The 24,200-nt window shown below is 60.7% G+C and carries 18 protein-coding genes and 2 pseudogenes; 1 reads left to right on the top strand and 19 read right to left on the bottom strand.

Annotation, left to right across the window (positions count from 1 at the left end):
- From ccoG to EJ079_RS10985, 6 genes and pseudogenes are all read right to left on the bottom strand, one after another.
- Positions 1 to 1,452: pseudogene (gene ccoG / locus EJ079_RS11010) on the bottom strand (cytochrome c oxidase accessory protein CcoG); the annotation flags it as partial.
- A gap of 167 nt (positions 1,453 to 1,619) precedes the next feature.
- Entirely contained in the window at positions 1,620 to 2,483 is an 864-nt protein-coding gene (gene ccoP / locus EJ079_RS11005) for a cytochrome-c oxidase, cbb3-type subunit III (protein WP_063169223.1), read from the bottom strand.
- A 2-nt stretch (positions 2,484 to 2,485) separates the two neighbouring features.
- Positions 2,486 to 2,635, bottom strand: a complete 150-nt coding sequence (locus EJ079_RS11000) for a cbb3-type cytochrome c oxidase subunit 3 (RefSeq protein WP_024502864.1) — start codon at positions 2,633 to 2,635, stop codon at positions 2,486 to 2,488.
- 11 nt (positions 2,636 to 2,646) lie between these two features.
- The gene (gene ccoO / locus EJ079_RS10995; protein ID WP_063169224.1) at positions 2,647 to 3,378 is read right to left on the bottom strand and encodes a cytochrome-c oxidase, cbb3-type subunit II; all 732 of its coding nucleotides are present in this window, start codon (positions 3,376 to 3,378) and stop codon (positions 2,647 to 2,649) included.
- A complete protein-coding gene (gene ccoN / locus EJ079_RS10990) occupies positions 3,378 to 4,997 on the bottom strand; it encodes a cytochrome-c oxidase, cbb3-type subunit I (RefSeq protein WP_024502862.1) in 1,620 nt (539 codons plus the stop codon). Before ccoN ends, ccoO begins: the two co-directional genes overlap by 1 nt.
- A 491-nt stretch (positions 4,998 to 5,488) precedes the next feature.
- On the bottom strand, positions 5,489 to 6,232 hold the full coding sequence (locus tag EJ079_RS10985) for a Crp/Fnr family transcriptional regulator (RefSeq protein ID WP_024502861.1): 744 nt from the start codon (positions 6,230 to 6,232) through the stop codon (positions 5,489 to 5,491).
- Positions 6,233 to 6,384: 152 nt separating this feature from the next.
- Here EJ079_RS10985 and hemN point away from each other — a divergent pair, with 152 nt between their 5' ends.
- Positions 6,385 to 7,734 carry an oxygen-independent coproporphyrinogen III oxidase gene (gene hemN / locus EJ079_RS10980; RefSeq protein ID WP_024502860.1) on the top strand — a complete coding sequence of 450 codons (1,350 nt, stop codon included), beginning with the start codon at positions 6,385 to 6,387 and terminating at the stop codon, positions 7,732 to 7,734.
- Between the two features lie 228 nt (positions 7,735 to 7,962).
- Here hemN and EJ079_RS10975 read toward each other — a convergent pair.
- From EJ079_RS10975 to EJ079_RS10915, 13 genes and pseudogenes are all read right to left on the bottom strand, one after another.
- Positions 7,963 to 8,206, bottom strand: a pseudogene (locus EJ079_RS10975) (DUF2274 domain-containing protein).
- Between the two features lie 12 nt (positions 8,207 to 8,218).
- Complete coding sequence (locus EJ079_RS10970; RefSeq protein ID WP_126057785.1) at positions 8,219 to 9,433, bottom strand: TrbI/VirB10 family protein; 1,215 nt, start codon at positions 9,431 to 9,433, stop codon at positions 8,219 to 8,221.
- Positions 9,430 to 10,455, bottom strand: a complete 1,026-nt coding sequence (gene trbG / locus EJ079_RS10965) for a P-type conjugative transfer protein TrbG (protein WP_127232321.1) — start codon at positions 10,453 to 10,455, stop codon at positions 9,430 to 9,432. Before trbG ends, EJ079_RS10970 begins: the two co-directional genes overlap by 4 nt.
- Position 10,456: 1 nt before the next feature.
- A complete protein-coding gene (trbF, locus tag EJ079_RS10960; RefSeq protein WP_127808977.1) occupies positions 10,457 to 11,188 on the bottom strand; it encodes a conjugal transfer protein TrbF in 732 nt (243 codons plus the stop codon).
- Positions 11,189 to 12,511: a P-type conjugative transfer protein TrbL gene (gene trbL, locus EJ079_RS10955; protein WP_127808976.1), complete on the bottom strand. Its 1,323-nt coding sequence runs from the start codon at positions 12,509 to 12,511 to the stop codon at positions 11,189 to 11,191.
- 33 nt (positions 12,512 to 12,544) lie between these two features.
- Entirely contained in the window at positions 12,545 to 13,270 is a 726-nt protein-coding gene (gene trbJ, locus EJ079_RS10950) for a P-type conjugative transfer protein TrbJ (protein WP_024502854.1), read from the bottom strand.
- Complete coding sequence (gene trbE / locus EJ079_RS10945; RefSeq protein ID WP_127808975.1) at positions 13,267 to 15,717, bottom strand: conjugal transfer protein TrbE; 2,451 nt, start codon at positions 15,715 to 15,717, stop codon at positions 13,267 to 13,269. The genes trbJ and trbE overlap by 4 nt, the downstream gene beginning before the upstream one ends.
- Positions 15,711 to 15,983, bottom strand: a complete 273-nt coding sequence (locus EJ079_RS10940; RefSeq protein WP_024502852.1) for a VirB3 family type IV secretion system protein — start codon at positions 15,981 to 15,983, stop codon at positions 15,711 to 15,713. The genes trbE and EJ079_RS10940 overlap by 7 nt, the downstream gene beginning before the upstream one ends.
- The gene (locus EJ079_RS10935; RefSeq protein ID WP_024502851.1) at positions 15,983 to 16,291 is read right to left on the bottom strand and encodes a TrbC/VirB2 family protein; all 309 of its coding nucleotides are present in this window, start codon (positions 16,289 to 16,291) and stop codon (positions 15,983 to 15,985) included. The genes EJ079_RS10940 and EJ079_RS10935 overlap by 1 nt, the downstream gene beginning before the upstream one ends.
- 12 nt (positions 16,292 to 16,303) lie before the next feature.
- Entirely contained in the window at positions 16,304 to 17,272 is a 969-nt protein-coding gene (gene trbB, locus EJ079_RS10930) for a P-type conjugative transfer ATPase TrbB (RefSeq protein ID WP_024502850.1), read from the bottom strand.
- Positions 17,269 to 17,682, bottom strand: coding sequence for a CopG family transcriptional regulator (locus EJ079_RS10925; protein WP_024502849.1), 414 nt, complete (start codon positions 17,680 to 17,682; stop codon positions 17,269 to 17,271). Before EJ079_RS10925 ends, trbB begins: the two co-directional genes overlap by 4 nt.
- A 116-nt stretch (positions 17,683 to 17,798) precedes the next feature.
- A complete protein-coding gene (locus tag EJ079_RS10920) occupies positions 17,799 to 19,823 on the bottom strand; it encodes a conjugal transfer protein TraG (protein WP_127808974.1) in 2,025 nt (674 codons plus the stop codon).
- Positions 19,824 to 20,302: 479 nt separating this feature from the next.
- Positions 20,303 to 23,413: a Ulp1 family isopeptidase gene (locus EJ079_RS10915; RefSeq protein ID WP_245481859.1), complete on the bottom strand. Its 3,111-nt coding sequence runs from the start codon at positions 23,411 to 23,413 to the stop codon at positions 20,303 to 20,305.
- Between the last annotated feature and the right edge of the window lie 787 nt (positions 23,414 to 24,200).

The raw sequence follows: 24,200 nt of genomic DNA, 5'->3' as shown, positions 1-24,200 counted from the left end.
CCTCCGGCGCGTTGAAGGTGGCGGTGTACTCGTTCGACTCGAAGCTGGCTCTGTCCTCGACGCGGAACTTGAAAGTCTGCGCCGGCGCGCGGATCTGGCCCGCGGGCTGGCGAACGAAGACCCTCAGCATTTTCAGGCGGTCGGGTTCGACCGGAATGGCGAATGAGCGGCCTGCCGGGATATCTTCGCCGACCACGCTCATGTCAGCTCCATCCAGGCCTTGGATCGTGACGACGAGCGTCCGCGGCTCCGGGATCATGTTGAGCAGCTTGACGGTATAGCCATTGCGGATGGAGCCGTCGGACAGCGTGACGAACTGAGGATTGCGATCATGCAACACGTTTAGTTCGAGCCGGTCGCGCGTCAGCAGGGAATAGAGCAGGCCGAGGCCGATCAGCGACCACAAGCCCATGTAGACGTAGGTGCGCGGCCGAAAGATCTTGCGGATGTGGAAATGCGCTACCTTGTCGGAGAACAGGCCATCAGCGGTCCTGACCAGCGACGGGTTGACTGAACTGGAGCCGCCCGCGGTTGCCAGCATCATATTGGTGTTGTAGTCGGAGAGCGTCGCGTAGGAGATCAGCCCGCGCTCCTTGCCGANGCGACGCAGGCATTGCAGTCGACGCAGTCGCCGACGGACTGCCCTGCAGCTTGCACCTTCTTCGCATGACGCGAACGCGGTTCGCCGCGCCAGTCATTATAGGTGACGGTGAGCGAACTTTCGTCGAGCATCGCTGCCTGGATGCGCGGCCATGGGCACATGTAGGTGCAGACCTGCTCGCGCATCAGACCGCCGAACGTATAGGTCGTCGCCGTCAGCACGGCGACAGTGATGTAGGCGACGGGTGGCGCGGTGCCGGTGAAGAGTTCGCCAACCAGCGTCGGCGCATCGGCAAAATAGAAAATCCAGGCGCCGCCGGTTGCCGCCCCTATGACCAGCCAGACGGCGTGCTTCGATAAGCGCAGCATCAGCTTGCGGGCGGTCCAGGGGCCGGCATCGAGTTTCATGCGAGCGTTACGGTCCCCCTCGATCGCACGTTCAACGACGAGGAACAGATCGACCCACACCGTCTGAGGGCATGCATAGCCGCACCAGGCACGGCCGACAGTCGAGGTGATCAGGAAAAGACCGACGCCCGCCATGACCAGGAGGCCGGCCACATAGAAGAATTCCTGGGGCCATATCTCGATGAAGAAGAAGTAGAAGCGCCGATTCGCGAGATCGAGCAGGACTGCCTGGTCCGGGGCAAATGGACCGCGAGCCCAAGGCAGCCACGCAGCCAGGTAATAGATGCCAAGTGTGATCGTCATCACCAGCCATTTGAAGCGACGAAAGTTGCCCGAGGCGCGCTTCGGAAAGATCTTTTGACGCGCGGCATAAAGCGGCTTGCGGGTTTTGGCGGAATTGACAGTTTCTGTTTCGAGCCCTGTCAACTGCGTCTTGTCACGCATGTGCAACTCCACTTTCCCAGCCAATGTCAGGGGCACCTGTCGTAAAGCCTCGCCGTAGGATAGCCTTGCCGGGTTGTGCAGATCGCATTAGGGATGGTGTCGAGGCCCGGCTCACGCCGGGCCTCGTCCGCTTGGCAGGGGGGACCGAAGAATAGGACCTTCCATTCCTATTCTCCGCCGCCAAGCGAATGGACATAAACTGCAAGTTCCTTGACCTTGATCTCGCCGAGACGGCCAACCCAGGCCGGCATGACGCCCTGTTTTGGCGCACGGACCTGTGCGGCGATGGCTGTCTCACCGGATCCATAGAGCCAGATCGCATCGGTCAGGTCGGGGGCGCCGAATTCCCTGTTGCCTTTTGCATTGTCGCCGTGACAGGCCACGCAATTCTCGGCAAAGACCTTGGCGCCGGGTTGGATCAGACTTGCATCGCGGACCTTGCCGGAAAGGCTGGCCACGTAGGCGCTGACTTGTGCGATCTGGTCGGCGGTAATGATGTCGCCGAAGGCCGGCATTTCCGACAGGCGCGTGTCCGGATCGGATGCGAAGCGGATGCCGTGCGTAATCGTCTGCTGGATCTGCTCGGCCTTGCCGCCCCACAGCCAGTCGTCGTCGTTGAGATTGGGAAAGCCCTTGGAACCCTGGGCGCCGGAGCCATGACATTGTACGCAATTGACCTTGAAAGCGGCGCCACCGGCGGCGATTGCGAATTCGCGCAGGCCGTCGTCCGCGGCGATTTCCGAGACGCTCTTGGACTCCACCGCCGAGATATATTTGCCCTTGGCGGCCTCAGCCGCGGTCAGCTCGTTCCTGACCTCGTTGCGGCTGGAATAGCCGAGCACACCCGTTGTCGCCGAGTGCAACAGAGGCCATGCTGGATAGGCAATGGTGTAGCCTATCGCCCAGACAATGGTGACGTAAAAAGTGATAACCCACCATCTGGGAAGCGGGTTGTTCAGCTCCCGGATACCATCCCATTCGTGGCCGGTGGTCGAGACGCCAGAGATTTCATCGATATGCTCGTCGCTCATGATCACTCGTCCTCGAGCGGAATGCGGGCCGCTTCGTCGGCCAGCCTTCGGCTGCCGGGGCGTAGGGCAAAGGCGATGCACCCCACGAAGAACAGCGCCATCGCAACCAGGCCCCAGCTGTCGGCAAACGCCCGCATCAAATTGTAGGTCATCAGCGTTCTCCTCAGCGGTAGCCGGCGGCTTCGTCGTAATTTTTGAAGTCGACCAGTGTGCCAAGCATCTGCAGGTAGGCGAGCAGGGCATCCATTTCGGTGACCTGTTGCGGGTTGCCGTCGAAGTCGCCGATCTTGGCTTTTGGGTAACGCGCCTCAAGGCCTGATGTGTCGGCATTGGGATCGGCCTGCGCCGCCAGATCCGCATTGGCGTGGGCGATCATGTCATCGGTGTAAGGGACGGCTACAAGCCTGTTGGCGACCAGATGCGTCGAGAAATCCTTCACGTCGATCGGCGTGTCTTTCAGGAACCCATAGCTCGGCATGATCGATTCCGGCACCACCGAGCGCGGGTCGGTAAGATGCGCGACATGCCATGCATTCGAGTAGCGGTCGCCAACTCTGGCGAGATCCGGCCCGGTGCGCTTCGATCCCCACTGGAAGGGGTGATCGTACATGGACTCGGCAGCCAGGCTGTAGTGGCCATAGCGCTCAACTTCGTCGCGGAACGGCCTGATCATCTGGCTATGACAGAGGTAGCAGCCCTCGCGCATATAGATGTTGCGCCCGACAAGTTCGAGCGGCGAATAGGGGCGCATGCCTTCCACCTTCTCGATCGTGTTGTCGAGATAGAAGAGAGGCGCGATCTCGACGATGCCGCCGACCGTCACCACGAGCAGCGAGCCAACGAGAAGAAGCGTGGCGTTCTTCTCGATGATTGCGTGTTTGTCCATCAAGCCCATTACCTGGCTCCTGATCGCGCAGGTCGGATGGCGACGGGGCTCGGCATCGGCTCCTCCTCGCGCTGGTGGCCGAGGATGGTCCTGGTGATGTTCCAGGCCATGATCAGGGCGCCGGAGAGGTACATGGCGCCGCCGATGGCGCGCATGACATAGTAGGGGTGCATGGCGGCGACGGTTTCGGCGAAGGAGTAGACCAGGAAGCCCTGCTCGCCATATTCGCGCCACATCAGGCCCTGCATGATGCCGGACACCCACATCACCGCGGCGTAGACGACGATCCCGAGTGTCGCCAGCCAGAAGTGCCAGGTGACGAGCCTCAGCGAGTAGAGCCGTTGACGGTTCCAGAGCTTCGGGACCATGTAGTAGATCGCGCCGAACGAGATCATGCCGACCCAGCCGAGCGCACCCGAATGGACGTGCCCGATGGTCCAGTCGGTATAATGCGACAGCGAATTGACCGCCCGGATCGCCATGATGGGGCCTTCGAAGGTCGACATGCCATAGAAGGCGACGGCCATCACCATCATGCGGATGATCGGATCGGTGCGCAGCTTGTCCCAGGCGCCGGACAGCGTCATCAGGCCGTTGATCATGCCGCCCCAGGACGGCATCCACAGCATGATCGAGAACACCATGCCGAGCGTCTGCGCCCAATCGGGCAAGGCGGTGTAGTGCAGGTGATGCGGCCCGGCCCAGATGTAGAGAAAGATGATAGCCCAGAAATGGACGATCGACAGCCGGTACGAATAGACTGGCCGGTTCGCCTGCTTGGGCACGAAATAATACATCATGCCGAGGAAGCCGGCGGTGAGAAAGAAGCCGACCGCGTTGTGGCCGTACCACCATTGCGTCAAGGCGTCCTGGACCCCTGAAAAGGCGGAGTAGCTCTTGGAGCCCAGGAACGAGACTGGTATGGACAGGTTGTTGACCACATGCAGCATCGCGATGGTCACGATGAACGACAGGTAGAACCAGTTGGCCACGTAGATATGCGGTTCCTTGCGCTTCAGGATCGTGCCAAGGAACAGAATGAGGTAGGCGACCCAGACGATGGTCAGCCAGACATCCACATACCATTCGGGTTCGGCGTACTCGCGGCCCTCGGTGATGCCGAGCAGATAGCCGGTCGCGGCCATGACGATGAACAGCTGGTAGCCCCAGAAGACGAACCAGGCGAGATCACGGCCGAAGAGGCGCGCGCGGCAGGTGCGCTGCACGACATACAGAGACGTGCAAAGCAGCGCGTTGCCGCCGAAGGCGAAAACGACACCGGATGTGTGCAACGGCCGCAAACGACCGAAATTGAACCAGGGCTGGATGTTGAGATCGGGGTAGGCGAGCTGCAGCGCGATCACCACGCCGACCAGCATGCCGACGACACCCCAGAACACGGTGGCGATCGCGCCGTAGCGGATCGGACCATCCATGTAAGCGGATGGGTCAATCGGAGCTGCTGGCCTGAACTCCGTGTTGCGCAACAGGATCGCAGTGAAACCAGCCACTGCGAAGAACAACACCCACATGTGTCGGCGGAAAGGTTCATCCACGCCGAAGCCGGCGGCCACCAGGGCCGCAAAAGCGAACACGCTTAGAAGGACGATCTCTGTGCCGAATTTCATTGCAGATCCCGATCTCGAATCTGGTGGATGCCAAATCCGCAGCGCACTAATCGCGCAGCCGCCGCCCCCTCGCCCTGATCTATGTCAGGCCGCACGATTTTGTGCGGCGCAATCAGCAGGTGGCGAATGAACGAGGAACGCAGCGCGGGCTCACCCCCTCATGGAAGGCGTTCCCTGGGTTGGGCGGGCGCAGACGCGATCGCTGAGGCGAAAGCTAAGGCTCTGCGCGCGTTGGATGCTATTGCCGATGCCCTGCCAAACGTTGTTCGGATCCCATTGGAAACGAACGCGATCGTTCCGCCGAGCCGTGGCAGATTAAGGACCATGCTTCGCCGGTATGTGCCGAAACACACCTGGCGATTGGTCACGTTCCTATCAAAGCCCGAAAGCTGTTTGTCTCGACCGTGACGCCGCTTCGTCGAAGGCGCGGCGACATCGCATTAAAAGGCAAACACGGCCCGCCCCGGAGTCATGCGACATGGCCTCGCCGCTTAGGGCCGCTCGCGTCCGCCGCCACAGCGCTTCTCCAGACGGCTTATGCTGTCCACCGTCACATGGCGTGCGTTCTCAATCCGAATCACCCCGTCAGCCCGCAATCGCGTCAGTTGGCGGCTCACGGTCTCGCTGGTGATTCCAAGGAAATCAGACATTTCGGCACGCGTCAGCGGCAGATCGAAGGAGGCCGACCCGGAAGCCGCATCGAGACTGGAATCGATATTCCGGGCCATCATGAGGAGAAAAGTCGCCACCTTTTCCGGAGCTGTCTTGCGCCCCAGCGTCACCATCCACTCGCGCGCCTCATCGAGTTCATTCAGCGTCTGTTTGAGCAGGCGATGCTCGAATTCCCGTGACGCCTTCATCATCCGTTCGACGGCCGCTCGCGGAAACGAACACAGCGTGACTGCTGTTGCCGCTTCCGCATTGATCGAGCTTTCCTCCTTGAAAGGACGTCCCAGAAAATCCGGTGCAAACTGGAGACCGACGATCTGCTGGCGCCCATCCGACAGGCTCTTTGATAGCTTTACCACGCCTGAAAGCACGTTGGAGTAGCTGTCGACGTTCTGTGCCTCGCCGGTTAACTCCATTCCTGACTCGATCCGGCGACGCGAGCAAGTCTTGGCGAGCCCAACCAAATTGTCTGGATCGAGCGCACCGCAGACACCGCGACGCCGTGCCTCGCAAGGGAAGCAAAGAACAGGAATGCCGGAACTATGAATGTCTTGCCGAAAGGTCATGCGTTCGCCTTACCCGATCCTAACTGCCGGCAGGATACCCATCCAGGGTAGAGAAATCCTGCGGCGGTTTGTCCATGAGCGCGGCTGATCGAGATCAGGGTCTGCTTCAGCGATGCGTGCAGTGTTCCGGCGGGCAACACGGTGAACGCGAGATGCAATCGGAAATAGCTGTCAAACTCAGCGAGAACGTCCCACGCTACACCAGCTATCCGACGGCGCCGCATTTCCATTCGGGGATCGATGCTGCCATTTACCGTGGCTGGTTGGAGACGCTGGAAAGCGGCGACGAAATCTCGCTGTACCTGCACATTCCTTACTGCGACAAGCTCTGCTGGTTCTGCGCCTGCCACACCAAGCAGACGCACCAATATGAGCCGGTGGCCGCTTATCTGCGCTCGCTGAATGCCGAAATCGTCACGATTGCCGGTCTGGTGAGCGGCAAGGCACATGTCCGTGCAATCCACTTCGGTGGCGGTTCGCCAACTATTCTGAGGCCCGATGATATGGTTGCTCTTGGAGCGGCCTTGCGGGACAGCTTCGACCTTCTCCCGGATGCTACGGTCAGCATCGAAATCGAAACCAACGACATGGACAAGGCGCGCCTTGATGCACTTGCTCAAATCGGCGTAACGCGGGCGAGCCTCGGCGTGCAGGATTTCGATCCGCAAGTGCAAAAAGCAATTAATCGTGAGCAGAGTTTTTTGCAGACCAAGGCAGTCGTCGACGGGGTTCGTTCGCGGGGCGTCGAATCGGTCAATCTGGACCTGCTCTACGGGCTCCCGAATCAGACACGCGAGACGATCTGTTCCACGGTGGCGCAGGCACTGACCTTGGAGCCAGACCGGATGGCCCTGTTCGGCTACGCACATGTGCCCTGGTTCAAGAAGCATCAGACGATGATCGACGAGGCATGGCTGCCGAGTCCCACTGAGCGTTTCGCCCAATCTCAACTCGCGGCGCGGGCAATTGTCGCCAAGGGATATGAGGCAATAGGACTCGATCATTTCGCGAAGCCCGACGATGCGCTGGCCATAGCGGCCCGCGCAGGGGTTTTGCATCGCAATTTTCAGGGCTACACTGAGGATCGCTGCCCGACACTCATCGGACTTGGCCCTTCGTCCATCGGTCGTTTTCGCCAAGGCTACGTGCAGAACATGGCTTCGACTTCCGGCTACGGGCGCATGGTTGCGGATGGCGGGTTGGCTGCCGTGCGCGGCGTTGCCCTTTCCGACGACGATCGCGTCCGTGGCTGGATCATCGAGCGGCTGATGTGTGATTTTGCCTTCTCGGCAGTCGACCTGGTGGAGCGGTTCGGCAAAGCCGGCGAGCAGCTCCTTCATCGCTCGAGGTCCATCGCACTCCACGATCCTGCCCGAGCGCTTGAATTCGATGGTGACAGTTTCCTCGTACGGACTGAAAGTCGCCCCTTCATTCGAACCATCGCGGCCAAGTTCGATACATATTTCAAAGGGGGAACGGCGAGGCACTCGGTGGCGGTCTGAGCAAAGCACAGTGCGCTCGCCGTTTGGTCGATCGGCGAACCAGCTGCGTTCGTTTTGACCGCTCATAGGCGACTACCGCATCAAATCGAAAATGCAAACTTAGGCTCTTGCGCGGTATCTCCTTCCACATCCTCTCTTGCGCACACCTGCATTCCAAGGTGTTTGATCCTATGCTTCGCAGGTAGGTCGCGACAGCTAGGCAATGTTCCAGCTGCCCTAGCGGAGGAGTCACGATTTTCCGGCAAGCTCCGTCGGCAGACGTTCTTTTCTGGCCTTGGCAAAGGCTCGGTCGCCTTCCAGAAACGCCGCCAGCATGAAAAGGAATGAGTTCTGCCACGGTTTCAGACTGACCATAGGTCTGACGGTAAAGTGCAGCATACTCCTTGAGTGTTTGGCTCAGCTCCGCGCTGACGGTAATGGTGATCTTCGAAGCTGTTCGGTCCGGAAGTTTTCCAAGTTTCAGGTCAGCCATGATAACTCCTGCTCAACTGGCGTATGGCCGCAGCACGATGTCCTTGTGCACGATGACGCGCAGTGGCCAACCTGGGCGGACGACGATGGTGGGCTGGATATTGAGGTTTTTTTCGGTGATGCGCTGGCCGGCTCGACTGGCGTTCTGCTGGGCTGATTCCCGGATCGCCTTGACCAGATCGCTCTCGTTTTCGCCGAGGCTGAATTCTGTGCCGACACCGAGCAATGTGGCAAGCGCCACTCCCTTGATCATCTGCCAAGTGTGGAAATCGACTTTGTCTTCCAGCCCTGCGTAGCCGGCGGTGTCGCTCGCGGGCAGATTGTCGATTTCGGCCGACGAGCCGTCGGGCAGCAGAATGCGCTGCCAGACCAGCAGCGCTCGCTTTTGCCCGAACGCGACGACGCTGTCGTAGACGCCGATAAGACGTGAGCCCTGCGGAATCAGCAATATGTTGCCCGTGACCGTGTCGTGCACATTTTCGGTGACTTGCGCGACCACAAGGCCCGGCAAATCGGAATTGATGCCGGTGATCAGGCTGGCGGCAATCACGCTGCCAGCCATCAGTTGATATGGCGAGATCGGCGTCTGAAGCGCATGCGGATTGTAGATCCCGCCAGTGCTCCGCTGGCTGAGAAAATCAAGCTTTCGCTGCTGATTGTTCTGGTCGCCTTCCGCCGCCGCCACCGAGGCTGACGCGCGTCCTGCTTCGGATTGGGGAAGCGCCTCAAACGGATGCTGAGCAGTTTGCACGCTCTCTCCGACATCTGTCTGTTGAGCTCGATTTTCGACGCGGAAAAGCACCCGCGATTCACGCGCTTCGATCGCCTGCTGCGCTAGACGCTGCTCCTCGGCCGAGATGTCTTGGCCCGGCACGATGCCGAGCTGGCGCTGCCGCTCGAGGATGGGGCGGCCGAGGTCGCCCGGCAAAGGTAGCCCAAGGACGGGAGGCTTCGGCTTCATGCCGGAATAGTCATGGGGAAGCGTATCGAGTCCCTCTGCGGTTGGTTTGCGCTCAGTGTTGTAGAGATCTTCCGCCTGATCCCTGATGCGAAGGGCCGGCCCCTGGAGGGCGATCATGGTAACGCCGAAGACAGCGCCGGATCCGAGCGCTGCGATCGCGATGATCACACCGCGCCTGAACCGCACCACGCGGCGGGGAGAGGCCCGAAGCTGCAGTTCCTCGGGATCCAGTTTCGGCGGGATGCCAGAGCGGGAATTTTCGATCATGAGCCCTCACCTCGCCGGCTGCCGCGAAAGAGCGAGATCCGCCGTTGCGGTTGCCTGCCGTCAATCCTGCTGATGCGGATCACCTGCTGCCGCTTGGTGCCGAGGCGAAGTTCGGCCGCGGCGAAGAGCCGATCGACGATGTAATAGTTGCCGCGCACGCGATAGTTGACGAGCTCGCTGCTCCCATCTGCGCCGACGATGAAGAGTGGTGGCGCCTCGCCCTGATCTATGCGACGAGGGAACTCAATATAGACCTTGCTGCCGTCGTCGAAGGCTCGCGTCGGTCTCCAGGGCGGTGTGTCGCCACTGATTGAGTAGCGAAAGCGAAGGTTTTCGAGCGCGATATTCGACGCGACCGGTGTAACTGCCTCGGCTTGAGCATTGCGCTGGCGAAGCGCGATGATCTGGTCTTGGCTGTAGGTCCAGGAGATTGCCGCCATTGCGGTCTTCTCGGTGCTTTGAAGCTGCAAATGATAGGTCCGCCGGTCCGTCGTAATGACGACATTGGTGGCAAGACCCGGCGCGAAGGGTTTTACCAGAACATGGGTGCGCTGATTGTCACCGGTGCCGCTTGCGGTATCGCCAATGACCCAGCGCACGGTGTCGCCAGCCGACACGGCGGTTAGTTTCTCGCCCGGCTGCAGAGCGATGTCGGTCACGCGCTCCGGCGCGGCATAGAGTTGATAAAGCGCGCCATCGGTGAAGGGGTAGACTTGCACTGCATTAACATACCCGTACTTGGTGGGTTGCTGGGTCGCGGCTTTGTTGGCATCAGCGACGCGTTCTTCAGGAGGGCGCTTGTCCTCGGCCTTGCCGGGCTCGGGCTGCATTTGGCCAGGCAGCGGCAGTGGTTTTGGCACCTCGACAATTCTAATCGGCCTCTCCGGCGCTTTTTCGATCGCGGCCGGTTTGAAGTCCGCAGCGTCATAGGAAATCTCAGGCGGCGGCACCTTCTTCGATGCACAAGCGGAAACGACCGCTGCCGACACCGATAGGATCAGCACGGCACGAATCGGTGACATTTTACCTTTCATTGGTGGACTCCGTCGGAGAAAGGGGGGCTGGGACGGCGCTGTCGAGCTCGCGTGACCAGTCAATGGCATTGATGAAGACGCCGAGCGGATTCTTGCGCAGCTGATCCGTATTGCTTGGCGAGCGGATCACGATCGTGAGGATCGCAGTCCAGCGCATCGTGCTGGCAAGGCTTCCGCGCTCAAACACCTGCTCGGTCCATTTGACCTGGAATGAACTTTCGGAGGCTCTGACCACGCTGGTGACCTGTACCGAAACACTGCGCGTTCCGATCTGACCGAAGGGGTCGTTCGCCTTGGCGTATTCGTTGAGGAAGAGCGCTGCGCGATCGCTAGCAAAGTCGTACGCTGCCAACCAGTTCTGCCGTACCAAAACCGGATCGGTGGAAACGGAACGGACATTCTGGATGAAGCGGCCGAGATGCCAGGCGATCTGAGCATCCGAGGGCTCATAATTCCGGATCGCCGGCGCGACGGCGCGCGTCTCGCCGAAGCCATCGACCTCGACGACATAAGGCACGACACGGCTTTGCATCGACTGCCATACGAGTCCGCCGGAAAGCCCGGTCGCCAAGGCCAGGCAGCCAAGGGCCATGATCCGCCAGTTCCTGGCCTGCAGTCGAGATGAGCCGATGCGCTCGTCCCACAGCTGGGCGGCTTTTTGATACGGCGTGACCGGTTCGGGTGTTTTGCCGTAACGGTGCACGGGTCGCTTGAAGAGCATCTAGTCATCCTTGTCGTTGAGAGAGGGGTTGGCGCTGCCTCCCGGCCGGTCTCCGTCTCGGACAGCTTGCATGGCAGCGTGGCGATTTGCCCGGGCGGTCTGTTCAGAACGTAGGCGCCTTGCCCACGTCGGCGCCGAAACAGTGGCCGAACCGGCAGAGCGTTCGGTCATTGACGCTGTCGGCGCGCCGCCGGTCGCGGTCCACGCGGCATCGCGCCCGGCATCGGCGTTGCGCCCAACACTTGCAGTGGCGGATCGCGCTATGCGTATAGCGGCGCCGCCAGCTGCACTGGTTACACCATGCATTCCAGCAGCCACACCGGAGAGGCCAGCGTCGGGCGAGGTTGCGCGCCCGATCTGCCATGACGTGGAAGCAGCCGATCCCATTGTTGTGCCGGCTCGGATGGCGGCGAGACCGCCGCTGGTTGCCATACGCGCGCCAGCAAATGCTGTGCCTCCAGCAACGAGTGATACACCCGCTGCCGCCGCGGTCGTGCCGAGGGCGGCGCCCGCCCCAAGCTGCGGTGCGCCTGAGACAAGACCCGACGCGATCCCGGACCCAAAAATGCCAAGGCCAAGCAGTGCCAGTGCGCCCAGTACCTGGGACATGGCACCGGCAAGATCCGGCTCCTTGCCTTGCAATGCGGAAGCGAACTCCCCGAAGAGCGTGGAGCCGATACCGACAATGACGGCGAGCACCATCACCTTGATGCCTGACGAGATAACATGGCCGAGCACGCGTTCGGCCAGGAACGCTGAACGGTTCCAAAGTGCGAATGGAACCAAAACAAAACCTGCCAGCGTGGTGAGCTTGAACTCTAGGATGGTGATGAAAAGCTGGATGGAAAGGATGAAGAAGGCGATGATGACCAGGAACCAGGCCATCAGCAGCACGAAGATGGTCAGTGCGTTGCCGAAGATTTCCGGGAAGCCCAGGAGCTGACTGGCTTGGTCAAGCATTGGCCAAGCACCTTCGAAACCGGTCGCGGCAATGCGGCCCGGGCGCAAGAGATTGTCTGCCGACAGATTGCCGGCCGACGCCTTAATCCCGAGACCGGCGAAAGAACGATAAACGATATCGGCGAGGTTCTTGAAATTGTTCAGAATGAAGGCGAAGACGCCAACATAGAGCACCTTGCGGACAAGCCGGCCGAGAACGCTGGTTTCGTCGCCGAGCGCCCACGCCAGGCCGGCAAGTGTGATGTCAATGCCGATCAGAATGGTAGTGAGGAAGGCGAGGTCGCCCGATAGCAGACCGAACCCGCTGTCGATGTAGCGGATGAAGGTCTCCATGAAGCGATCGATGACGCCAAGGTCGTTCATGCCGCTGCCTTTCTCGTCGTGATGAACTCGTGACTAATTGCCGGGATAAGCCGAGCCGGTACCCAAGAATCGCTTCGTCATCTCGCGGGCGGCTTCGTCTGACTGGGCCTTGCGGGCGGCATCCTCGGCCTCAGCTCGAAACTGCGTTGCGAGCAGCGTCTGGATCTGCATCTGCTGTTTTGTCGAAAGCGCCATCAGCTGGTTGGTGGCCTGGCTTGCCTGAAGCGCACCGGCCGCCCCTTGGCTGCGGTTGACGAGATCGGCGAGCAGATCGCCGTCGGCGCGGACGTTCTCGACGATTTGCGACTGGACACCCATGGTCTGGCGGAACGCCTGCATGGCGGTTTGCCAACGCTCCCGCGCAGCACTCGCCACATCGCTGACTTTGATCGTGGCGTCGTAGCTTTCCGGATATTGGCTGCGCCACTGGTCTTGAAGCTTGCCCAGATCAAAGCTGAGGCCACTCGCCTGGTCCATCAAGCCGTCGATGCGATGGAGTGAACCGGTGAGTTGGCCAACGGAAGAGAAATCCAGACGCTGAAGATTGCGCGCCATGTTCTGCAGCATGGTCGCCTGATTCTGCAGCGACTGGATCTGGTTGTTGATCTGCTCCAATGCGCGCGCGGCCGTCAGCACGTTCTGCGCATAATTGGACGGATCGAACACGATAAGGGCGTAGGCGGGCTGCACATAGTCGGCCATAGGCTTGGCGATCAGGGAAACGGTGATCAGGCCGGAGAGAAGGCGTCGCCGCATCATGAGAATTGCTCCTTGTCTGGTTGAGGGAATTGCTTGAGAAGTTCGCCGGCCCAATCGAGGCCGCGCGCGATCAGGAACTGCGAGGCAAAGCTGCCTTGCCCGTCTTCGGACATGATCCTGTCGATCAGAGTCTGCGTGGCCGGATCGGAAGCACCGCAAAGCGCAAGAGCGATGGGGCCAAGCTCGAGCTCGAACAGACGGTTGCCGCGGCGCGATTGCAGATAATACTGACGCTTCGGCGTGGCGCGGGCGATCAATTCGATCTGCCGCTCGCTTAAACCGAAGCGCTCGTAGGCTGTGCGCGCCTGGGGTTCCACGGCACGATCATTGGGAAGGAAAATGCGCTGCGGGCAGCTTTCGATGATTGCCGGCGCTATGCCAGAGCCCGCGATATCAGCCAGCGACTGCGTAGCGAAGACAACCGACACGTTCTTCTTTCGCAGCACCTTCAGCCATTCGCGGATGCGGGCGGCGAACAGCGGATTGTCGAGATAGACCCACGCCTCGTCGAGCATGATCAGCGTGGGCCGTCCGTCGAACCGTTCCTCAAGTCGCTGGAACAGATAGGTAAGCACCGGCAGCAAAGCGCCTTGGCTGTGCATTAACTCCTCGGTCTCGAAACACTGCACATCCGACAAGGCCAGCCCATCATGATCGGCATCGAGCAGGCGGCCGAAGGGACCGTCGAGCGTGTAGGGCATCAATGCGGTCTTCAGCGCATTGGATTGAAGCAGGACCGAAAGACCGGTCAGTGTGCGTTCCTGCGCCGGCGCGGTGGCAAGGCTGGCCAGCGCTGACCAAATAGCCTCCTTCACCTCCGGCGTGACGGTGACGTTCTCGTGGGCAACAAGGCTGGCGATCCATTCGGCCGCCCAGCTTCGGCTAGCCTGGTCGTTGATGCTGCGCAGTGGCTGAAAGGCAAGGGAACCGTCCGCTCCTAGCGCGTGGTGTTCTCCACCCATGGCAAGTGTTGCAGCACGGGCCGAATTGCCTTTGTCGAAGACATAAACCTGGGCGCCGGCGTAGCGCCTGAACTGCAGAGCAATCAGAGCAAGCAGAACCGACTTGCCGGCGCCGGTCGGACCAACAACCAGCATGTGGCCGACATCTTCGACGTGGGTGGAAAGCCGAAACGGTGTCGACCCACTGGTCTCGGCAACGAAAAGCGGTGGCGCTTCGGTTTGGGTGACTTTCGCGAGATGCTCGTTTGTCGCAGGACCGGCCCAAACCGACGACAGCGGCATGAGATGGGCAAGATTCAATGTATGAACGAGCGGTTGGCGAACGTTAGCGTAGACATGGCCAGGCAATGAGCCGAGCCAAGCCTCGACCGCATTGACGCCTTCTCGGATCGTGGTGAAGCCGAGCCCATTGATGATGCGCTCGACCGCGCGAAGCTTCTCTGCAGCGGCTTGGCGATCCTCGCCCCACACCGTCACGGTGGTGGTGAGATAGCCGAAACTCACATGATCACCGCCCAATGCCTGAAGGGCTTCGTCGGCATCGAGCGCCTTGTTGTCGGCATCGCTATCGACAAGCGGGACCGGCTCGTTGGTAATGACCTCGCGTAGGATTGCCACGATCGATTTGCGCTTGGCAAACCACTGCCGGCGCAATCGCGTCAGCGTCTTCGTGGCTTCCGTTTTCTCGAGCGGAATGAAGCGCGTCATCCAGCGATAGGCGAAATCCTGATGATTGAGGGTATCGAGGATTCCGGGCCGGGTGAGGTTCGGAAAGCCGAGGATGGTCAGTGTGCGAAGATGCTGCTCACCCAGCATCGGCTCCAGGCCACCGGTAAGCGGCGCATCGACCAGGATTGCATCCAGATATATCGGCGTTTCCGGGGCCATGATAGGATGGCGACGAGGCGAAATCGTGCCGTGGAGGTAGGTCAACGTCTGAGCATCATCGAGGACGCGTACTTCGGACATGAAACCCGAGAAGAGATCGAGCACGCGGTTGGTCTCGTCACGGAACCTCGCCAGATCCTGGCGCCAGTCTCTTTCTCCTCGGGAATAATGAGAGTCGACGAGCGTGCTTTCTGCGCGCGCCTGGGCGTCCGGCGGTGGCATAAACACCAAGGTCAGATGATAGCGGCTCTCGTAGTGCGCTACCTTCCCCTCGAAAGCAGCGCGGCGTTCTTCGTCGACCAGCCACGACGCGGCGTCAGGAAAATCCGAATTCGGATAGCCCAGCGCTTCTGTGCGCTCGGCCTCAAAGAACAATGCCCAGCCAGAGCCAAGGCGTCTGAGAGCATTGTTCGCCCGGGCGCAAATGCCGACGAGTTCAGCCTCCGTCGCACTTTCGAGATCCGGGCCGCGGAACCGCAACGTCCGCTGAAAGCTGCCGTCCTTGTTGAGCACGATGCCGGGCGCAACCAAGGCAGCCCAGGGTAGATGGTCGGCAAGCCGGTCGGCTTTGCTTCGATATTCCGAAAGGTTCAGCATGCAAGCCACCCCTTCAGACGTAGGTGGCGCACAAGCACGCTGGCGAAGTCCGGATCGCGTCTTGCGGCAAACACCGCTAACGAGTGGCCTGCGATCCAAAGCACCAGACCAGCAATCCATTGCTGCAAGCCGAAGCCAATGGCCGCGGCCACTGTACCGTTGAGGATCGCCACCGCGCGCGGAGCCCCGCCGAGCAGGATCGGCTCGGTCAGCGCCCGGTGGACCGGTACTGCGAAGCCCTCGATATGCTGCTCCCCGGCGGCCATCAGACGAGCGCCCCACCACCGAAGGAGAAGAAGGAGAGGAAGAAGCTCGATGCCGCGAAGGCGATCGACAGACCGAAGACGATCTGAATCAGGCGCCGAAAACCACCGGCGGTGTCGCCGAAGGCAAGCGTCAGGCCGGTGGTGATAATGATGATCACCGCAACGATCTTGGCGACCGGTCCCTGGACGGACTCCAGGATCTGCTGCAGCGGCTGCTCCCACGGCATGCCGGAGCCGGCGGCATAAACCGGGGCCGTGATAAGAAACGCGAGCGCTGTGGACGAAAGAAAGCGAAGCTTCTTGCGCATGAGGAAGGCCTTTCAAAGCTGCTGGAGTTGCGAAAGCGTGAGCGGGGCAACGGCGTAATCGCCGCTGCCGTCGAGACCGGTGACCTCGGCGATTGCGTCGATGTGGCGCGACGAGCCGCGTCCCGCTATGAAGACGATCAGATCTATCGCCTCCGCGATGAGCCGGCGGGGAACGGTGACCACCGCTTCCTGGGCGAGTTGCTCAATGCGATAGAGAGCCGAGCGCGCGGAATTGGCGTGTACGGTAGCGATGCCGCCTGGGTGCCCGGTGTTCCATGCCTTCAGCATGTCGAGCGCTTCCGCGCCCCTCACCTCGCCCACGATGATGCGGTCCGGCCTGAGCCTCAGCGTCGAGCGCACGAGATCGGCAAGGGTGACCGAGCCCCGCCTTGTTCTCAGGGCAACGCAGTCCCTGGCCGCGCACTGCAGTTCGCGTGTGTCCTCGATCAGGATCACCCGATCGTCGCATTCGGCGACTTCAGCCAGCAGAGCGTTGGCGAGTGTTGTCTTCCCCGAGGAAGTGCCGCCGGCGATCAGCATGTTGCGCCGCTCGCGGACGGCCTTTTTCAGCGCATCGGCCTGCAGCGGCAGCATGATGCGTTCGGCAACATAGTCGGCCAGGGTGTAGACTTTCGCGGCGGGCTTGCGGATGGCAAAACATGGCGCCAACACCACAGGTGGCAGCAGGCCTTCGAAGCGTTCGCCAGACGGCAATTCGGCACTGACGATCGGGTTGTCGGCGTGCGCCTCGGCGCGCACGTGCGAAGCAACCAGGCGGATGATACGTTCTGCCTCGGACGGGTGCATGTGAACGTCGGTATCGACCCGACCTTCGCCTAACCGGTCGAGTCGCAGCGCGCCGTCGGGATTGACCATCACCTCGATGACGGACGGATCGGCCAGGGCTTCGGTGATTGCCGGACCCATGGCGGTGCGCAGCATGACACGCCGCCGGTGGTCGGCCTCGGGATGAGAGCTCATCCTTCCCCTCCCCCACCATTGTCTTTGCTAAGCGACTTTTTGCCGGAAGCGATCTGGCGGCCGACCTTCTCAACGAATTTCTCGAAACGCTCTTGGGCAATAGCCTGCGTTGATCGATCCGGGACCGGCGTGTGGGCGTGAAGGGTGATCGAAAAGCGGATGAAGAGCGCCAGGCTCTCCAGGATCACCTCGGAATCGCGCCTGACGTGGGCAAGATCGCGGGAGAGCCGGTCAAGCCTTACGCCGTAGCGCCGATCGAACTCGCTCTCGCCACGCCGCTCGATGAACGCCTCGATCGCCTTCGCCACGATCGCTGATTTGGTCGTTGACGGATCGCGACTGAGGTTGTCCAGTTTCTCGCTGAGCTCCGGCTCAAGCAGAAACTGATGGCGAATGCGGTGCGGCTTCATGCGGCTCGTTCCGACGGCCCGGCGTTGCGCCGGCGACGGGAGAAGCATCGGCCAGACGCTCAAAATTGCTTATGGCCGTTATCTACGCTGAGGTGCGCTCTGCAACTCAGCGGACTTCAGAAGCCGGGAATGACATCGTCGCCCCTGCCCTCGTTGATACCGTAGGCGCGGGCCGCAGTGCAAATCCGATCCATGACACGCTTGTCCGCGAGCGCTTCGCTGTCATCGTCTGCGGGCTTGTACAGATCGGCCTGATCGGGCTCTTGAGAGACAACAACGTCTTCTTCGGGCAGGCTTGGATGGCGTTGCTGCTGAACGCCTCCCTCGTCTTCAACTGGCGCGTCGGCGCTTTCCTCGTCCGCAGCAAGTCGGCTATCGACGCTGCACACTTGTCCAGTCCAGCCGTCCGGGCGTGATGCAGGGCAGTCCGCATAGGGTCCGTCGTGCAGCACCGGCGCAGGCAGCACCCGATCTGTGAAATTCTGATCCTGATAATAGCGCAGCTTCTTGGCGCGGATCGGCGGCAACCCAGAAACCAGGACCAATTCGTCTGACGGCGGCAATTGCATCACCTCGCCTGGCGTCAGGAGCGGGCGCGCGGTTTCCTGGCGGCTCACCATGACATGTGAAAGCCAGGGCGCAAGCCGATGGCCCGCATAGTTGCGCATCGACCTAAGTTCGGTTGCGGTGCCGAGGGCATCCGAGATGCGCTTGGCCGTGCGTTCGTCATTGGAGGAAAAGGCAATTCGCACGTGGCAATTGTCGAGAATAGCATTGTTCTCGCCATAGGCCTTTGAAACCTGGTTCAAAGATTGTGCGATCAGATAGGAGCGAATGCCATAACCTGCCATGAAGGCGAGCGCCGTTTCGAAGAAGTCGAGGCGACCGAGCGCCGGAAACTCGTCCAGCATCATGAGCAGCTGATGCTTACGGCTCTTCTTCGGGTCCCCCTCCAGACGCTCCGTCAACCGCCTGCCGATCTGGTTCAAGATCAGTCGCACCAAAGGCTTGGTGCGCGAGATATCCGAAGGCGGCACCACCAGATAGAGCGACAGCGGTCGCTCTCCATCCACTAGGTCAGCGATGCGCCAGTCGCAGGACGAAGTGGCCGCCGCGACCGTTGGATCACGATAAAGCCCGAGAAAGGACATGGCGGTCGAGAGGACGCCTGAGCGCTCGTTTTCCGACTTGTTCAGGAGTTCGCGGGCCGCCGAGGCCACTACGGGATGGACCTGAGGGTTATGCCCCGTCCCGAGATGGTTTGTCGTCATCATCCGCCGTAGCGTTGCGGCAAACGAGCGTTGCGGGTCCGACAGGAAGGTGGCGACGCGGGCCAGCGTCTTGTCCTCTTCAGCGTAGAGCACGTGCAAAATGGCGCCAACTAGAAGTGAATGGCTGGTCTTCTCCCAGTGGTTCCGTCTCTCCAGCGCGCCCTCGGGATCGACGAGGATGTCGGCGATGTTTTGAACGTCCCGGATCTCATCTGGGCCTTTGCGCACCTCCAGCAGCGGGTTGTAGCGTGCCGATCTCGGGTCGGTCGGATTGAACAGAAGGCAGTACGAGAATTTCGACCGCCAGCCGGAGGTCAACTGCCAATTTTCGCCTTTTATATCATGAATGATGGCAGACCCGGTCCAGGAAAGTAGCGTTGGAACAACCAGCCCCACGCCCTTGCCCGAACGCGTCGGCGCAAATGCCATGACGTGCTCCGGGCCGTCATGGCGCAGATAGCGATCGTTCAGCCTACCGAGGAAAACGCCCGCCGGCCGTAACAACCCTGCCGTCTCCACCTCATGAGTCGTGGCCCACCGTGAAGACCCATAGGTCGTAACCGACCCGCGCTGTCGCGCGCGCAAAAGCGAGCCTGCGATTGCGGCGGCACAGCCCAGGAATCCGCTGGCGCCTGCAAGCGTACCGGCTTTGTCGAAGACCTCCGGCGCATAAGCATCGAAGTGGAACCACCATTCAAACAGCTTCCACGGCTTGTAGATTGGCCAGCCGGCGAAGAGAAACCATGGTGCGCCGAGAGGCGTCTGGTAGGTCAGCATTTGAGCGCACCATTGGGTTGCCGTCCATACGCCGATAATGACAATTGCGCACACAACGGCGATCTGCCCGATCAGTAGCTTCGTAGGTGTCATCGGCTTGGCCCGCTGAACAACGCGACCTAGCATCGCGCGGCGCAGCCGGGACAGGAATGTTCCTCACATACGATTTGGGAGCAATGAACGACTTCCTACGTATGCAGGTCGGTCAGCACGCGTGTTGCGCCTTCACGCGACACCATCCTCTCCATTCACCCTGAGGCCCGGCGCCGCCGACAGTTGCGTGACCGCTCCTCCGCAAAGTTATCTTCTGCGTTCAGGGAGCCAGGGCGCCTGGGCTGGCTGATGAACACCGTCCGCTCGCGCATGTGGGGTCGAATTGATTTGTGCCCAAGTGGAGGCAGGCTCATCATTCAACAGTTGCCGCAGTTCCCCTGGCTCGAACGGCATCATTGGTGGAGAGGCAGGCTCGTCTTCCAACAGRTGCCGCAGTTCCCCTGGCTCGAACGCCATCATCGATGGGGAAGCGGGTTCATCCTCCAACAGCTGCCGCAGTTCCCCTGGCTCGAACGCCATCAAGGCTCGTCCTCCAACAGRTGCCGCAGTTCCCCTGGCTCGAACGCCATCATTGGTGGGGAGGCAGGCTCGTCRTCCAACAGTTGCCGCAGTTCCCCTGGCTCGAATGCCATCATCGGTGGGGAGGCGGGTTCATCCTCCAGCAGCTGCCGCGGCTCTTCCTCGTGCGGCAAGCGCCTCCTTAGCCGGTCTTGCAGCGCCTGCCGATCGGCAACGAGGTTGTCGAGGGGCAGCGGCTCGTGGTCTGGCCGCTGCCCTTTCACCAATCGTTCAACCAGCGCCCACGTGCCCTCCAGGACAAATACGCCGCAATCATAATGGTTCGTCTGTCTGGCCATGGGGGCTGGCGCCAAGGTAGCATTCAGCAGTCCTGCGAGCTGTTTTGCAGGCACGTCGTTATATCCCTCTCGCTGGAGGGAGTCGTAGTGATAGGCGAACCGCCTTTCGGGGTCGCGGCGATCAACGAGCAGCAGCGACCAATGGGTGCCGGGGCTAGTAGCCGTGCCATTATTCACTGGCAAGAACAGGAAGTCGGCTGTGGCGTTGTTTTGATTATAGATGGACTGCAATATGCCTCGAGCGTCTTGCGGCGACGTGTGTCGCAGTAGATGGGATACGGAAGGATCCACCAGCCGAGTCCGGGCAGCGAGCGCCGGATTGATCCCCTGCAGTTGCCCCTCCAGCAAATTGTAATCTCTCTGGATATGGGCGTCGCTCAGCCATTCGGCGGCGCCGAGCACCCGCCCCGTTGCAACGTTGGACGGGGCTGTCGGATCGAGCGCCCCGATCTGAGCCCCAGAGGAACTGGTCGTCAGTGTGGTCACATCAACCAGTGGAAGGCCGCGGTAGGTGCCTGGCAGCTTAGCGGTTGCTGGCGAGGCGGGTTGGGGAGCTCTTGCCGGTGCCGCTGGCCCAGCTTCAGCAGCGGCCCCAACGCGCCTGGTGACTGCGTCTGCCGGATGAGCAGCAAGGACAGTTTCGCGCCCGAGCACAATGCGCGGCAGGACATCCCGGAGGTGAGCCAATGCAGAACCGATCCTTAGCCTATTACCATAGGAGACAGCCTTGAAGCTCTCAACATCTTTATCCAGCGATTTGTCGTGAATCCGAGCCGCAATCCCAGGCTTGTTATTTTGACGCAGGTACTGGCTAAAATGTCTAAGAAAAGTTGTATAGCCGCCCACGGTATCTGGATTCCGTCCGGTCGCAGGCGCTGCCAGGTACTCCTTGGTCGAAGCGGCTCTGTAATCTCTAATGAGCTCGGCATCGTCAGGATAGGGGATCACGACAGGGCGACCCATAATCGGGGCTCCGCCTGTCGACTTCTTGAGGTAACGCAGTGCGCCAGCCACGGTGGAGGAACCACCCGTACTCTCGTACTCCTTGAGATCCTGATCCAGCGACGAATGGTAAAGCCGAGCAGCAAACCCTGGCTTGTTGTTTTGAAGGAGCCACCGACTAAAGCCGAAAAGAGAATTTACATTGTAAGTGACCGTGTTCGCGCTGGCCTTACCCGCGTGGAATGCTGCCCTCAGCCCTTCGATAGCGGTCGCATCGTTGGAATAGACAGGACGCTTGTCGGAACCGTTGGGGACTACAATTGGACGATCCGGCTGCACTGTCGAGGGCATCGACCCACCACCTCCGGGATGCGGTGCTGGGGTGGATTCGTGCTCAACCCTCTGCCTGACGAGCTGCGCCTCACATTCCGGTGTAGCCACCTTATGAGGATCCTGCATCGGTTCGATCCCCTCCATCTCCTGCTGCAACCAAGCCAAAGTTTGGCGAGCGGCGGCTTCATCAACCGCAGAGGATGTCTCCACACCTCTGGCGGACGCCGGCAGAGCCTGCTCCGCCCGCCGTCGAAAGAGCTCTGGCGAGGCGGATTTCTCCGCCCACGATCTGGGCTGCGTAGCGAGTCCCCGTCCAGATTTATGTGGCACCGCCTGGCTTGGCAGCGGGCTGCTCCTGTCCCGTGCAGCTACCAGCCCCTCCGGGGCGCCCTGGTCGCCGTGGCGCCAGTTCAAGTGAGGGACGGCCTCTCCAAAGTCGGGTGCTTGGTGTTGGTGCGCGGTTGGGGCGAGAGACAATGGTAGATCGGTGCCCTCCTTATAACCTACCGGCAGGAGCTCCTCTGGCCAATCGAATCCCTGCTGTGGTGCGGTATGCTGAGCAGCGTCGCCACGGGGACGAGCCTCCATGCTGACCGCGTTTTCCAGATGACTCCCGAGTATAACGCGCGGCGGGTGCTTGCGGAGATAAACCAGTGCAGATTCGATCGGAGCTCCACGATTAGAGGAGGCGGCCTTGTAGCTCTCAACATCTTTATCCAGCGATTCATCGTAAATCCGGCCCGCAATCCCGAGCTTGTCATTTTGACGTAGGTAATGACTGAAATGGTTAAGAGCAGTTGCGTAGCCGCTCGCGGATCTGAAATGTCTAGTGAGCGCGGCGTCGTCAGGATGGGGGTTCAGGACAGCGCGACCCACAATCGGGGCGGCTCCGCCTATCGACTTCATCAGTTGACGCAGTGCGCCAGCCACGGTGGAGGAACCACCCCTACTCTCGTACTCCTCGAGATCCTGGCTCAGCGACGGATGGTAAAGCCGAGCAGCAAACCCTGGCTTTTTGTTTTGAAAGAGCCAACGACTAAAGCCGAAAAGAGAATTTGCGCTGCGAGTGACCGTGTCCGGCCTGGCTTTACCCGCAAGGAGTGCAGACTTCAGCCCTTCGATGGCGGTGGCATCGTTGGAATAAACAGGACGCTTGTCGGCACCGTCGGGGGCCACAATTGGACGATCCGGCTGCACTGTCGAGGGCATCGACCCATCGAGATGCGGCGCTGGGGTGTATTCGTGCTCACCCCCCTGCATCGCGAGCTGCGCCTCCCGTTCCGATGTACCCACCTGATGGGCAGGGAGTTGCATCATCACGCGAGCGCCTGAGTCACCAACCTGACCTGGTTGCCGCTCAGTGACAGCATGCTGCAGATTGCTTTGGATCCTCTGCCTCTTCGTTGGTCTCAACTCACCTTTGCCATTCGAGCCATTGACGAGGACATCCTCGCCTGGTGCACTCATCAACTCATCCGCCGCCTGCAATTCGCCCAAGTGCTGCTCAAAACCGGCTTGGCCGGCCTGGCCGCTTGCTCGTGCGGTACGGCGTGCTGCACCTGCAGCCAAGCTGCTACGATGAATGTCCAGTTTGTACGGGTGCACGCTATCCTCACTTCCACAGATCACATGAGCAACCTACTCAGGCAAGCTTTCGAAAGGCTGACGAGGTCCGCCGCCGCGGAAGGCGAAGGCTGGTTTTCTGCTCAGCGGTTGACGGCCTAGCGTGTTGCGGCCGCGCCGGGTATCACGCCAATCAATCTGAATAGTCGATGCGTCAAACGAACCACGATAGGATTTTCGTAGCGGGGCTGCTCTACTCACTCTTGTCCTGAGGGCAGAATTCAACCATATCGCCGAGCAACTGGATGCCGATTGGAAACCCGATCCGGAAAGCTTCAGCTCATATGTGACGCGAGGATGAGAATCGTGGCAGCTCCAGACCGACGGGCTGCCACCCACAGCGGCGATGACCGACGAAGGTCTTCTATTGCCAAGGCAACCGTCCGTTCGGGGACCTATGTGTTCCAATGCTCGTCGAGCGGATCGGGTGGGCCGCACCGCCGTAGCGTTACGGCGAGCGGAAGCGGCGTTGGGTGCGGCTTTTCCCCTGAACGCTTCACACCAGGCTGATAGGGGATTTTGCAATCGCACACACGCGGTCTGCAGGCGTGCCTATCAAGCAGTTTGCTCAGACCAACGTCGCGGCGAGCCGATCCTCAATACGCAGCGCAAGTCCTAGACTCCACGATCGTCCTTCGGTGCAGATTTGCTCGCGCCTCGC

It is taken from the genome of Mesorhizobium sp. M7A.F.Ce.TU.012.03.2.1, assembly GCF_004006095.1.
GTDB lineage: Bacteria > Pseudomonadota > Alphaproteobacteria > Rhizobiales > Rhizobiaceae > Mesorhizobium.
The sequence above is the reverse complement of the archived record's forward strand: the minus strand, read 5'-3'. Positions and strand labels throughout refer to the sequence as shown.